This is a genomic window from Marisediminicola antarctica, from assembly GCF_009930795.1.
GTDB classification, from domain to species: domain Bacteria; phylum Actinomycetota; class Actinomycetes; order Actinomycetales; family Microbacteriaceae; genus Marisediminicola; species Marisediminicola antarctica.
This window is the reverse complement of record NZ_CP017146.1, coordinates 2,858,942-2,871,717: the sequence shown is the minus strand read 5'-3', so window position 1 is coordinate 2,871,717 and position 12,776 is coordinate 2,858,942. Positions and strand designations below refer to the sequence as shown.

Sequence of the window (12,776 nt, the reverse complement as noted above, 5' to 3'; positions counted from 1 at the left end):
AGATTTCGGGGGCCGGGCATCCTCTCGCCCGGGCAGTTCTACAGGTGGATGAACGTCGTCTTCAGCTCGGTGTACTTCTCGAGCGCGTGCACCGATTTGTCCCGGCCGTTGCCCGATAACTTGTACCCGCCGAACGGCACCGTGAGGTCGCCCTCCTCGTAGCAGTTAACCCAGACAGTGCCCGCCCGCAGGCGCCGGGAGAGCCGGTGCGCCTTCGACAGGTCTGCGGTCCACAGACCGGCCGCGAGGCCGTAGTCGGAGTTGTTGGCGACCCGGATCGCCTCGTCGTCGCTGTCGACCGTGACGATCGCGAGCACGGGGCCGAAGACCTCTTCCTGCGCGAGCCGCGAGTCGGGGGAGACCCCGGCGAAGATCGTCGGTTCGAAGTAGCTGCCCGCCCCGGGCAGCGTGGTCGATTCGAAGACCGATCCGCCGATGAGCGACTCCGCGCCGTCCTCGAGGGCCCTGCGCACATGCGCCTCGACCTCGACGATTCGCGACTGCGATGCGAGCGGCCCCATCCCCGTCGCGGGGTCGAGGGGATCGCCCGGACGGTACTCGGAGGCACGGGCGACAATGCCCGCGGTCACCTCGTCGGCGACGTCGCGGTGCACGATGAGCCGCGATGGCGCCGTGCACATCTGGCCGGAGTTGAAGAAGATGCCCCACGCGGCGGTCGAGATCGCCGTCTCAAGGTCCGGGGCATCCGGCAGGATGATATTCGGCGACTTGCCGCCGAGTTCGAGCCAGGTGCGCTTGAGGTTCGAGGCAGCCGAGTACTCGAGGTAGGCGCGGCCGACCGCGGTCGAGCCGGTGAACGCGAGCGCGTCGACCTGATCGTGCATGCCGAGGTGCCGGCCGAGCACCGAGCCCGACCCTGGTACGACATTGAGCACGCCGCGGGGGATGCCAGCCTCGATCGCGAGCTCCGCTATCCGCAGCGCCGAGAGTGAACTGAGGTCGGAGGGCTTGTGTACGACGGTGCAGCCGACAGCGAGCGCCGGAGCGATCTTCCACGCGGAGAGCGTGAGCGGGAAGTTCCACGGTGTGACGACCCCGATCACTCCGACGGGCTCCCGCGTGATGAGGGCGAGGTCGTCGGGACCAACGGGCGAGGTCTCGTCGAGCTGCTTGTCGGCGAGCTCGGCGTACCAGCGGTAGGTCGCGAGAACGGCGCGCAGCTCGATCCTCCAGGCGTCGTCGATCGGCTTGCCCATCTCGAGGCTCACCATGAGGGCGAGCTCGTCCCTGTGCTCCTCGATGAGGTCGGCCCAGCGCAGCATGAGCTCCTTGCGCGCCCGCGGCGCGTACTGCGGCCACGGTCCGTCGTCGAACGCGCGCCTCGCCGCGGCGACCGCCGTGTCGAGGTCGTGCACGCTCGCCGACGGCACGTTCGCGAGGGCGAGCCCGTCACGCGGGGAAAGGTGGGGGAAGGATGCCGAGTCCTCGGCTGCCACTTGGCGACCGTCAATCACGAGTTCGCGTGGCCAGGTCAGGGTCAGCGCCTCAGCCTTCCACTGGTCATGGGACTTGCCGGCGGTCGTCTTCATCATTGGAGAGCATCCGATCTGGATCGAGAAGTTCGTGCGTCCACTGTAGGTCATTCGTCCCCGAACGTCCGGGTGGGCGCAGCGCGAAGCGGGCGACGGGATCGGGCCCGACTCTGCTAAACTCCCAAGGTTGCCGTCTAACGGCCGCGGATAAAGAGAGCCCACTCATCGGAGCCGGGCACCGCGCAACTAGTAAGAAAGGGGATCCCATCTATGGCTCTTGAAGCCGACATCAAGAAGGCGATCATCGACGAGTACGCTACCCACCCAGGTGACACCGGATCCCCCGAGGTCCAGATCGCCATGCTGAGCCGCCGGATCCTCGATCTGACGGAGCACCTCAAGGAGCACAAGCACGACCACCACTCGCGTCGTGGCCTGCTGCTTCTGGTCGGCCAGCGCCGTCGTCTGCTGGGCTACCTGCAGCGCATCGACATCGACCGCTACCGTGCACTCATCGGACGCATCGGACTTCGTCGCTAGAACGCTTCGACTTGATGACGGGCCGTCTCCCTCGGGAGGCGGCCCGTTTCGCGTTTCCGGATGCGCGCTGCACGGCGCCGGGCGCTACTCAAGAACGAATGTGACCTCGAGCACGACCTGCCAGCTCGTGACCTCGCCGTCGGTGACGACGGCCGTCTGGTCCTTCACCCAGGCGCCCTCGATATGGCGCAGGGTCTCGCTTGCTCGCTTGACGCCGTCGCGGATTGCCTCTTCGAAGCTCTTGTCCGATCGTGAGGTGATCGTGGTGACGCGGGCGACTGACGACATGGTGACTCCTTTGAACGGGTATCGGAGCTTCTATCGAACTCGTCGTCACCGCGCCCCGCAAAGGGTTGAGTGGGCCCGGCGCATCGGATAGGACAAAGCACTGGGGCTAGGTCGCGGTCGCCGCGGCCTTTCCGCGCGGCAACGTCAACAGCGTCGTCACGCTGACCGCGATGAGAAGGAACGCTCCGATGACGAGGAACGTCTGGAGGGCGAAAGCCGGCAGCACGAACATCGCGATTCCAGCGAGGATCGACACCGCGCCGCTGACGAACGCAAGCCAGCGTGGCGATGTGATCGCGCGAGCGCCGATGACGATGTCGATGAGCCCCTCGGCGATCCAGCCGATGCCGATAACCCACGCGAGCACAATGAGCGAACGGTAGGGATTGGCGAGGGCCACAATGCCGGTGGCGGTCACGAGCAGCCCGATGAGTCCGGTGAGCCACCGCATCCCCGTGGTCAGCTGCGGCACGATCAAGGCGGCCGTGATGCGCTTGATGCCCGACACCACGAGGTAGGTTCCGAAGATAAGCGCGACGGTCAGCAGCGAGCCCTGCGGCCAGAAGAGCGCGATGAGGCCGAGGCCGACCCCGACCACCGCGACCGCGACTATCTCTCCCCGATGCACCTGGAGGATCCCCGAGGAGGCCCAGGGAGCAGTCGCCGCGCCTCGTGCGCCCGAACTATCGCCGAACGTACTCATGGTGCTCCCCTCGCCGTCCAATGCCCCGATCTTTTCAGTCGAGCCGCCCTCATGCACGGGGTTGACACTCGCGTGCGGCAGTCTTGACCCATGACCTCACCGACCCGGCGGCTCAACGACGGCCGCACCCTGCCCGCGATCGGCCTCGGCACCTACGGACTGCGCGGCGACGACGGCGTCGCCGCGGTCGTCTCGGCCCTGGCCGCCGGCTACCGACTGGTCGACACGGCACTCAACTACGAGAACGAGCGCGAGGTCGGCGAGGGGGTGCGCGCGTCGCCGGTCGACCGGGCCGACGTCGCGGTGACGACGAAGCTGCCCGGCCGCCACCACGGCTTCGACGCGACGCTGCGCAGCTTTGAGGAGTCCCTCGCGAACCTCGGGCTCGACTATGTCGACCTGTACCTGATCCACTGGCCGCTGCCGGCCGTCGACAAGTACGTGGATTCCTGGCGGGCCATGATCAGGCTGCGCGAGGAGGGCGTCGTGCGCTCGATCGGCGTGAGCAACTTCACCGCCGCGCATCTCAAGCGGCTGGTCGGCGAGACCGGCGTGATACCTGCCGTCAACCAGATCGAGCTGCACCCGCGATTCGCGCAGCGCGAGCTGCTCGCCGTCCACGAGAAGCACTCGATCGTCACCGAGAGCTGGAGCCCGCTCGGGTCCGGCGTCGGGCGGGGGACCCTCATCACGGCGATCGCCGAGACGCACGCTGTCACGCCGAGCCAGGTCGTGCTGCGCTGGCACCTGCAGCTCGGCGCGGTGCCGATTCCGAAGTCCGCCGATGAGCAGCGCCAGCGGGAGAACCTCGATGTCTTTCGCTTCGAGCTGAGCGATGCCGAGGTCGAGGCGATCTCAACCCTTGGGTCAGGGCGGCTGTGGGATGCTGACCCGGAGACCCACGAGGAGTTCTAGAAATGGCCGCCCCCAGCATCCCCACCCTGCCGCTCAACGACGGCCAGAGCCTGCCCGCGATCGGCCTCGGTACCTTCGGGATGCGCGGGCCGAGCGGCGTGGCATCCGTCGTCTCCGGACTCCAGGCCGGCTACCGGTTGCTCGACACGGCGCTGCGCTACCGCAACGAGAAAGAGGTCGGGGAGGGGGTGCGCGAATCGGGTGTCGATCGCGGCGACATCTCGGTCACGACCAAGCTGCGGGGCCGCCACCACGGCTTCTACGAGACTCTCGAGGGATTCGACGAGTCCCTCGCGAACCTCGGGCTCGACTACGTCGACCTCTACCTCATCCACTGGCCACTGCCGCGCCTCGGCAAGTTCGTCGATTCCTGGCGCGCGATGATCTGGCTGCGGGACCAGGGCGCCATCCGCTCGATCGGGGTGAGCAACTTCACGCCGGCCCACATCGGGCAACTCATTGTCGAGACCGGGGTCACGCCCGCGGTGAACCAGGTGGAGCTGCACCCATACTTCCCACAGGCCGACCAGCGGGCGTTCCACGACGAGTACGGCATCGTCACCGAGAGCTGGAGTCCGCTCGGCAGGAAGCGCCGAAGCCTCGCCGCGGAGCCGATCATCGTCGGCATCGCCGCGGCACACGCGGTGACCACGACGCAGGTCGTGCTGCGCTGGCATCTTCAGCTCGGAGCGATCGCCATCCCTAAGTCCGCCAACTCGGCCAGGCAGGCGGCCAACCTCGACATTCTCGGATTCGTCCTCACGGACGCCGAAGTCGAGGGCATTTCCTCGCTCGAGTCACGGCGCACCTGGTGGGCCGACCCCGACCGTCACTACGAGCTCTGAGCCGGGAGCTCCACGAGCGTAGACGCCACGACCGGTGCCGGCCACCACTCAGTCGCCGATCCGCACCTGCTTCACGCGCGATGTGTGCCCGCGCACGATCTCGACCCGGCTCTTCGACACTCCGAGGTGCTTCGCGAGCACCTTGACGAGGGCGTCATTGGCGGCGCCGTCGACCGCGCGCTCGTTGAGGTACACAGTGAGCTCGCCTGGGCCGGCGGGCTCGACGAGCGGCCCTTTGCTGCTGCCGGGCTTGACCCGCACGGTGAGGTCCACGTTTGGGCTCACACCGGATCCGGTTCCGGTTCGGCGGCGACGGCGCGCTGGACATGGCTTCGGGCGTGCTCGACCGCGGAATCGAGATCATTGAAGAGGTGGTTCTGGTGCCTCAGTGACCGCAGCACCCCCACATGGGTCAGGAGCTCGAGGTGGCGCTCCTGGACGCCCTTGATGAGCACGGTGATCCCGCGCCGCTCGAGGTTCTGCACGATCTCGGTCACGACTCGGGCGCCGGTCGCGTCGAGGACCTGCAGCTGAGACATCCGGATGATCACGACATGCACGTTGGTGATGAGGCTGATGCGGTCGAGCACCCGCTCCGCCGCACCGAAGAACAGCGCGCCGTCGAGCCGGAAGAGGGCGATCTGCTCGTCGCCGGGGACGACCGCGCCCGGTAGCTCCTCCCGATGCACGCCGCTCGAGCGCGCGAGGGTGCGCAGCGCGAAGAACGCGGCGACGACGATGCCGATCTCGACGGCGACGATGAGGTCGACCGAGACCGTGATGATCGCGGTGACGATGAATACGATCGTGTCGGACCTCGTCGAGCCGACGATGCTGCGCACGGTCGCGACGGACACCATGCGGATCGCCGTCAACATGAGCACTCCCGCGAGGGCGGCCAGCGGGATGGCCGAGACGGGGCCGGTGGCGAGGTAGACGACGCCGATGAGCACGATCGAGTGCACGATCGCGGCGAGCCGGGTTCGACCGCCCGACCGCACGTTGACTGCGGTGCGCGCGATCGCGCCGACGGCGGGCATCCCGCCGAAGAACCCCGAGGCGACCGACGCGAGACCCTGCCCGACGAGCTCCCTGTCGGCGTCGTACGGACCGGTGTCGGCGAGGGTCGCGGCGACCCGGGCCGAAAGCAGCGACTCGATTGCCGCGAGTGCCGCCACGGTGAGGGCCGGGCCGATCAGCACGGCCACCGTCTCCCAGGACAGATCGGGCATCGAGGGCAGCGGCAGGGACGACGGCAGGGCCCCGATCCGCGCGACGGGAAGCTCGGCGAGCTCGGCGACGACCGTGACGAGGATGATCGCGATGATCGACCCGGGTAGCTGGGGATGGATGCGCGGGGCCAGGATCATGATCGCAGCGACGACGAGCACCATCGCGATGGGCCACGCCGCCTCCGCCAGCGTGAGTGTCGAGAGGCCCTGGGCCGCCGCGACCGCGGCGTTGTCGCTCTCGCCGGTCTCGACCCCGAACGCGGAGGGGATCTGCTGCAGGAAGATGATGACCGCGATACCGAGCGTGAAGCCCTCGATCACGGGCCACGGGATGTAGGTGACGGTGCGACCGAGCCGCAGCGCCCCGGCGACGATGACGATGACGCCGGCCATCACCGCGACGATAGCGACTGCGGCGGCCCCCTCGCGCGCGACGATCGGCCCGAGCACAACGACCATCGCGCCGGTCGGCCCGGAGACCTGCACATTCGATCCGCCGAACACGCCGGCAACGATGCCCGCAACGATCGCGGTCACGAGCCCCGCGGCCGCGCCCGCGCCGGAGCTGACCCCAAATGCGAGGGCGAGCGGGAGGGCGATGATGCCCACGGTCACCCCGGCGACGAGGTCGCCCTTCCACGTGCGGGGCACCTGGGAGTAGTCCCGAATCGAGGGAAGCAGGGAGGAGGCGTACGTCAGGGCCTTCATCGCCCCGACCGCTCGGGCACCCCGGCGACGTCCGGCAGCGTCTGGGTCTGCTCGAGTTGCCGTTGCGTCGTGTGCAGCACCTCGACGAGGAGCACTCGGGCGACGGCGAGCAACTCGGCGACCTGCGGGTAGGCAAGCCGATAGAAGACCTGGCTGCCGCGTCGGTCGGCCACGACGAGGTGATGGCGGCGGAGCACCGAGAGGTGCTGCGACAGGTGCGATGCCTCGAGTCCGGTGTCCGCGAGCAGGTCGGTGACCGAGACGTCGCCGGCCTCGGCGAGCTTTTCGAGCGTGCGGATGCGCACCGGATGCGCGAGCCCCTTGAAGAGGTTTGCCTTAACCTCGTAGAGCGGGCGGTGGGCATCCGTGAAATCATCATTCATCGTCGGGCGTCTCTCCTATTCATGACTTTACAAAACCATCATATCGCGGTGTGTGAGAATCGAGCCATGGCAGAGCGCAATGAGTCGGTATTCGCGAGAATGGTGGGGTCGCTCCTGCCGTCGCGGGGGACGGACGACGCCGGGCGCGGCACGCTCGACGACTACGACTACAATCTCCGTCCCAAGAAGGCGAGCGCGATCATCCGGCTCGCCGAGTCGCGTTCGAACCAGGACGAGCTGCAGCGCACGCTCGAGCTCGGCGCATCCGAGTTGTGGGCGATGATCTCCCGCCGTGGGCCGGAGGAGGAGCGCACGGATGCCCCGATGCCCGTGCGGATCTTCGCCGGCGGCCGGGTCAGCGCCGTCGTCGGCATCGTGCCGCGCGGACTTGAGGCTCCGGTCGACGACGCCCTCGGCCGGCTCATAGGGGCGGGCAAGCCGCCCCGCATCCCGGCCCAGATCATCAGCACGCGCGGCGGACTGCGGGTGCAGCTCGATATCGGGCTGACTCGATAGCCCTGTGAATCCCCAGCCGAACGCTGACACGATGGTCCGATGTTCCGCCGTCACCCCTACCTGAGCCTGACGACGTTCGCCTACCTGGGCTTCGTCGCTTGGGTCACGCTCGGCCCGCAGCCGATCGACGGCGGGGACGACGCAGTGCTGTGGCGTGCCCTGCGGTTCTTCTCCCGCCACGAGGTCACCCACTGGATCACCTACCAGCGCCTCGAGTTTCTCGCCAACGTCGGCATGTTCATCCCCGTCGGGATGTTCTTCCTCCTGCTCTTCGGGCGACGGATGTGGTTCGTCGCGGTATTCGCGGGCATCGCCCTGACCGCCTCGATCGAGTTCGTGCAGATCTTCCTCCCCGACCGGGTGAGCGACGTGAGTGACATCATTGCCAACTCGCTCGGAACGCTCATCGGGGTGCTGTTCACCCTCGTCGTCACCACCGGCACGGCCCTGCGCCTGCGCCGGGAGGAGCGGCGGGCCGAGCTGGCTGGCTCGCGCCGCTAACCACCCCGCTCGCCCCCCACCGCAATTCACGGGTGCCCCGGGGGCACGGGCTGCTAGGGTTGCCAGCGGAGCAGGCTGGCAAGACGCTGGTCACCGGTGGTGAATTACTGAACTCGAGTCAGTGTTTTTCTACTGTTGGCCAGACATGGGCCCCACTGATGGGACCTCGCACGTGCACCTTCGCGTGTCATCGAACCCGCTCCTGCTCCTTGATGAGCCGTCACCCACACGGGGTGGCCGGCATGAACAAAGAGGAGAAACCCCCATATGGAGGGTCCAGAAATCAAGTTCGCCGAAGCCGTTCTCGACAACGGCAAGTTCGGAAAGCGCGTCGTCCGGTTCGAAACCGGTCGCCTCGCCCAGCAGGCACAGGGAGCAGTCGCTGCCTACCTCGATGAGGAAACCATGCTGCTCAGCGCCACGAGCGCGAGCAAGCGTCCGAAGGACAACCTCGACTTCTTCCCGCTCACGGTCGACGTCGAAGAGCGGTCCTACGCCGCCGGCAAGATCCCCGGGTCGTTCTTCCGTCGCGAAGGTCGCCCGTCGACCGAAGCGATCCTCGTCTGCCGCCTGATCGACCGGCCGCTGCGCCCGTCGTTCGTCACCGGACTGCGCAACGAGGTCCAGATCGTCATCACGGTGCTGAGCATCGCGCCGGGCGAGTTCTACGACGCCCTCGCGATCAACGCCGCGTCGGCATCCACCCAGATCTCCGGCCTGCCCTTCAGCGGTCCGATCGGTGGAATCCGCATGGCGCTCATCGATGACCAGTGGGTCGCGTTCCCGAAGTTCGAGCAGCTTGAGAACGCCGTCTTCGACCTCACTGTCGCGGGCCGCCTCATCACCGACAACAACGGCAACGAAGACGTCGCGATCATGATGGTCGAAGCCGAGGCCACCGAGCACGCGTGGGGCCTCATCCAGGCCGGGGCGACCAAGCCCGACGAGGCCGTCGTCGCCCAGGGCCTCGAGGCCTCCAAGCCGTTCCTGCTGCAGCTCATCAAGGCCCAGGCCGAGATGGCCGCGCAGTCCGCCAAGGAGATCGCCGACTACCCCGTCTTCCTGCCCTACTCGCAGGCCGCGTACGACGCGGTCGCCGAGCTCGCCTACGACAAGCTCGTCGACATTTACCAGATCGCCGCGAAGACCGAGCGCCAGGACGCCGATGACGCGCTCAAGGACCGCGTCAAGGTCGCCATCCAGGAGAAGATCGACGCCGGCCAGCTCGACGCCGACGTCTCCGCGATGGTCAGCGCCGCCTACAAGTCGGTCACCAAGACCGTCGTGCGTGGACGCATCCTTACCGAGGGCGTGCGCATGGACGGCCGTGGGCTCGCCGACATCCGCCCGCTGGATGCCGAAGTGCAGGTAATCCCGCGCGTGCACGGCTCCGCGATCTTCCAGCGCGGAGAGACCCAGATCCTGGGCGTCACCACGCTGAACATGCTCAAGATGGAGCAGCAGATCGACTCGCTCGCGCCCGTCACGAAGAAGCGCTACCTGCACCACTACAACTTCCCGCCCTACTCGACCGGTGAAACCGGCCGCGTCGGGTCGCCGAAGCGTCGCGAGATCGGGCACGGCTTCCTCGCCGAGCGCGCCCTCGTGCCGGTGTTGCCCGACCGCTCGGAGTTCCCCTACGCGATCCGCCAGGTGTCCGAGGCCCTCGGCTCCAACGGTTCGACGTCGATGGGTTCCGTCTGCGCCTCGACCCTGTCGCTGCTCAACGCCGGAGTGCCGCTGCGTGCCCCGGTCGCGGGCATCGCCATGGGCCTCGTCTCCGACGAGGTCAACGGAGAGACCCGTTACGCGGCCCTTACCGACATCCTCGGTGCGGAAGACGCCCTCGGCGACATGGACTTCAAGGTCGCCGGCACCGCCGAGTTCATCACGGCCATCCAGCTCGACACCAAGCTCGACGGCATCCCCACCGCCGTTCTCGATGGCGCGCTCAAGCAGGCCAAGGAGGCTCGCACCGCGATCCTCAATGTGATCAACGCGGCGATCGACTCGCCCGACGAGATGGCCCCGACCGCGCCCCGCGTGATCTCGGTGCAGATCCCGGTCGACAAGATCGGCGAGCTCATCGGGCCGAAGGGCAAGACGATCAACCAGATCCAGGACGACACTGGAGCCGACATCTCGATCGAGGACGACGGAACCGTGTACATCGGTGCCGTCGATGGTCCCTCGGCCGAGGCGGCGCGTGCCGCGGTCAACGCGATCGCGAACCCGCTCAACCCCGAGGTCGGCGAGCGGTTCCTCGGAACCGTTGTCAAGATCGCCACGTTCGGCGCGTTCGTGTCGCTCACCCCGGGCAAGGATGGGCTGCTGCACATCTCCGAGGTGCGCAAGCTCGCCGGTGGCAAGCGCGTGGAGAACGTCGAAGACGTGCTCTCCGTCGGGCAGAAGATCCAGGTCGAGATCACCAAGACAGACGACCGTGGAAAGCTGTCGCTCGCCCCGGTGATGGACGACGCCGCGGATGCTCCGGCATCCGACGCTCCGGTCGACGCCGAGGTCTGAACACCCTGAAGTAACGAGAAGCCCGCCGGAACGACAGTGACGGCGGGCTTTTTCGTGCCCTTTGGCCCGTGGTGCGGGCAGCACAGCGCTGCTACCGTACGGGCCATGACAATGGGAACCAGACTCGACCCGTGGACGCTCACCACCCCGGCCGGCGACGCCACCTACCAGGCATTCATCGAGGGCGACGAGCTCATCTGCGAGCTCGAGGGAGCAACGCTCTCGTACCACGCGAGGTCGATCTACGACCTCCACGAGTGGCTCGTCGAGCAGGGCGAGTGGGTGCCGTTGGGCGCCGCCGACGAGCACACGGAGGCACCGCAGGGCAGCGTGGAGCAGTTCGGCCGCAGCGACGGCAATCCCGTCGGTGGCTGGTTCGGGCTGCTCGTCGGACAGAGGGGCCAGTTCGCCGTCTACCTGCCGCCGGTACTCGAGCGGCTCGGCCTTGCCGACCTCGAGCACGGCGAGCACGCCGCCCGGGTGCGCGCGATCTAACCCGTCCTGTCATTATTCAGCGTCTCAGGGGCGTTGCCCCTCCGTGGTGGTTGCTGAATTTCGGGTTGGGTCGCGTTGCGGGTCTGGCGCGGCGTCGTGCTCGGACGGATGATGGAGGTGCTCGCCACGGGGATGCCGGTTTTTCCTTGATGCTGAGAGCTTGTTATTCAGCGTGGCAGGAGGGGTTTTCTTACGAGAACTGTGGATTGTTGCTCCGAGCACGTGTGTCAGATTTCTGATTTTTCCTAACCTCTTCCGTGGTGGGCCCGTCAATATATGGGATGAGGAGGAAAATGATGGACGTGGTCCATGAGCGTGCTGCGGGGATGGATATCTCCAAGCGGGACGTGAAGGTCTGTGTTCGAGTGCCTGGGAAACGGCCCGGGACGTTCGAGCAGAAAGTTACTACCTGGGGTGCAACAACGTCGCAGGTGCTGGAGTTGCGGGAGCATCTCCTCGCGAACCGGGTGACAACGGTTGTGATGGAGGCGACCGGTGATTATTGGAAGCCGTTCTACTATCTGTTGGAATCGGTGCTGCCGGTGACGCTTGTCAACGCGCGGGATGTGCGTAATTTCCCGGGCCGGAAAACGGATGTCTCGGACGCGGGCTGGCTGGCCCAACTGGCCGCTCACGGACTGGTGCGGGCCTCGTTCGTGCCACCGGAACCGATCCGGGAGTTGCGGGATCTGACCCGGACCCGGGCCACGATCGTGCAGGAGCGCAGCCGGCATATCCAGCGGATCGAGAAGATCCTCGAGGACGCCGGGATCAAGCTGTCCTCGGTGGTGTCCCAGCTGAACGGGGTCTCGGCGCGCAGCATCCTCGATGCCCTGGTCGCCGGGGAACGCGACCCCGTGAAACTTGCCGCTCTGGCCAAGGGCCGGCTGCGGGCGAAGATCCCGGAACTGGTCGAAGCCCTCACCGGACGGTTTAGGGACCACCACGCGTTCATGGTGAACCTGCACCTCACCCAACTCGATCACAGTGCGACCCTGATCGATGAGATCACCGCCCGAATCGAGGTGGTGATGGAACCCTTTCGGGTCTTTCGAGAGACCCTCACCACCATTCCGGGGGTCTCTGTTCGTGTTGCGGACGTGATCATCGCCGAGACCGGCGGGAACATGCATATTTTCCCCAGCCCCGGACATCTTGCGTCCTGGGCCGGGGTCTGTCCGGGATCGAACGAGTCCGCGGGACGAGTGAAATCGACCAAAACGCGCCCCGGTAATGCGCACCTGAAGGCCGCCCTCGGGATCTCCGCCCTGGTCATCACCCGACAGAAGAACACGCACCTCGCCGTGAAATACCGACGGATCGCCGCTCGGCGCGGCAGCATCAAGGCGATCGTCGCCCTCGAGCACAGCATCCTTGTCGCCGTCTGGAAGATGGGCACCACCGGGGAAGCCTTCACCGAACTCGGACCGAACTACTACTCCAACCGCCACCCCGACCGAACAAAATCCAACGCCATCAACCAGCTCCGCACCCTCGGATACCAGGTGACCCTCACCCCCACCGCAGCCTAAAAACCGGTATTCACGTGTCAGGAGGAGTGGTGGGCGGAAGCCGGCCGGCTGGCCGGAGAACCCCGAGTTTCCGGCAGCTGCGGCATCCAACGCCGCCGC

At 66.9% G+C, this 12,776-nt stretch carries 14 protein-coding genes; 8 read left to right on the top strand and 6 right to left on the bottom strand.

Annotated features, from left to right (window positions below; all coding sequences use genetic code 11):
• Positions 1-38: 38 nt before the first annotated feature.
• Positions 39-1,604, bottom strand: coding sequence for an aldehyde dehydrogenase (locus tag BHD05_RS13365; RefSeq protein ID WP_202614225.1), 1,566 nt, complete (start codon positions 1,602-1,604; stop codon positions 39-41).
• Positions 1,605-1,763: 159 nt separating this feature from the next.
• Here BHD05_RS13365 and rpsO point away from each other — a divergent pair, with 159 nt between their 5' ends.
• Positions 1,764-2,033, top strand: a complete 270-nt coding sequence (gene rpsO, locus BHD05_RS13360) for a 30S ribosomal protein S15 (protein WP_161886862.1) — start codon at positions 1,764-1,766, stop codon at positions 2,031-2,033.
• A gap of 84 nt (positions 2,034-2,117) precedes the next feature.
• Here the strand turns inward: rpsO and BHD05_RS13355 are convergent, their stop codons facing one another.
• Together BHD05_RS13355 and BHD05_RS13350 are read right to left on the bottom strand one after the other, a co-directional pair.
• Positions 2,118-2,321 (bottom strand): dodecin family protein, encoded by a 204-nt coding sequence (locus BHD05_RS13355; protein ID WP_161886861.1) that lies wholly within the window; start codon positions 2,319-2,321, stop codon positions 2,118-2,120.
• Positions 2,322-2,427: 106 nt separating this feature from the next.
• Positions 2,428-3,024 carry an HdeD family acid-resistance protein gene (locus BHD05_RS13350; RefSeq protein ID WP_161886860.1) on the bottom strand — a complete coding sequence of 199 codons (597 nt, stop codon included), beginning with the start codon at positions 3,022-3,024 and terminating at the stop codon, positions 2,428-2,430.
• A gap of 90 nt (positions 3,025-3,114) precedes the next feature.
• Here BHD05_RS13350 and BHD05_RS13345 point away from each other — a divergent pair, with 90 nt between their 5' ends.
• A complete protein-coding gene (locus tag BHD05_RS13345) occupies positions 3,115-3,939 on the top strand; it encodes an aldo/keto reductase (protein ID WP_161886859.1) in 825 nt (274 codons plus the stop codon).
• Positions 3,940-3,941: 2 nt separating this feature from the next.
• Positions 3,942-4,784: an aldo/keto reductase gene (locus tag BHD05_RS13340; protein ID WP_161886858.1), complete on the top strand. Its 843-nt coding sequence runs from the start codon at positions 3,942-3,944 to the stop codon at positions 4,782-4,784.
• Between the two features lie 48 nt (positions 4,785-4,832).
• Here BHD05_RS13340 and BHD05_RS13335 read toward each other — a convergent pair whose 3' ends face one another.
• Genes BHD05_RS13335 through BHD05_RS13325 form a run of 3 tightly spaced genes read right to left on the bottom strand, consistent with a single transcriptional unit; the run spans position 4,833 to position 7,107 of the window.
• Positions 4,833-5,069, bottom strand: a complete 237-nt coding sequence (locus BHD05_RS13335; RefSeq protein WP_236966549.1) for a DUF167 domain-containing protein — start codon at positions 5,067-5,069, stop codon at positions 4,833-4,835.
• The gene (locus tag BHD05_RS13330; RefSeq protein WP_161886857.1) at positions 5,066-6,724 is read right to left on the bottom strand and encodes a SulP family inorganic anion transporter; all 1,659 of its coding nucleotides are present in this window, start codon (positions 6,722-6,724) and stop codon (positions 5,066-5,068) included. Before BHD05_RS13330 ends, BHD05_RS13335 begins: the two co-directional genes overlap by 4 nt.
• Positions 6,721-7,107 carry an ArsR/SmtB family transcription factor gene (locus tag BHD05_RS13325; RefSeq protein WP_161886856.1) on the bottom strand — a complete coding sequence of 129 codons (387 nt, stop codon included), beginning with the start codon at positions 7,105-7,107 and terminating at the stop codon, positions 6,721-6,723. Before BHD05_RS13325 ends, BHD05_RS13330 begins: the two co-directional genes overlap by 4 nt.
• Positions 7,108-7,173: 66 nt before the next feature.
• On the opposite strand from BHD05_RS13325, the gene BHD05_RS13320 reads away from it, so the two are divergent.
• From BHD05_RS13320 to BHD05_RS13300, 5 genes are all read left to right on the top strand, one after another.
• Positions 7,174-7,623: a hypothetical protein gene (locus BHD05_RS13320; protein ID WP_161886855.1), complete on the top strand. Its 450-nt coding sequence runs from the start codon at positions 7,174-7,176 to the stop codon at positions 7,621-7,623.
• 39 nt (positions 7,624-7,662) lie between these two features.
• Positions 7,663-8,124: a VanZ family protein gene (locus BHD05_RS13315; RefSeq protein WP_161886854.1), complete on the top strand. Its 462-nt coding sequence runs from the start codon at positions 7,663-7,665 to the stop codon at positions 8,122-8,124.
• Between the two features lie 267 nt (positions 8,125-8,391).
• Positions 8,392-10,650 (top strand): polyribonucleotide nucleotidyltransferase, encoded by a 2,259-nt coding sequence (locus BHD05_RS13310; protein WP_161886853.1) that lies wholly within the window; start codon positions 8,392-8,394, stop codon positions 10,648-10,650.
• Between the two features lie 105 nt (positions 10,651-10,755).
• The gene (locus BHD05_RS13305; protein WP_161886852.1) at positions 10,756-11,145 is read left to right on the top strand and encodes a DUF6855 family protein; all 390 of its coding nucleotides are present in this window, start codon (positions 10,756-10,758) and stop codon (positions 11,143-11,145) included.
• Positions 11,146-11,441: 296 nt separating this feature from the next.
• On the top strand, positions 11,442-12,677 hold the full coding sequence (locus BHD05_RS13300; RefSeq protein WP_161887252.1) for an IS110 family RNA-guided transposase: 1,236 nt from the start codon (positions 11,442-11,444) through the stop codon (positions 12,675-12,677).
• The last annotated feature ends 99 nt before the right edge of the window (positions 12,678-12,776 follow it).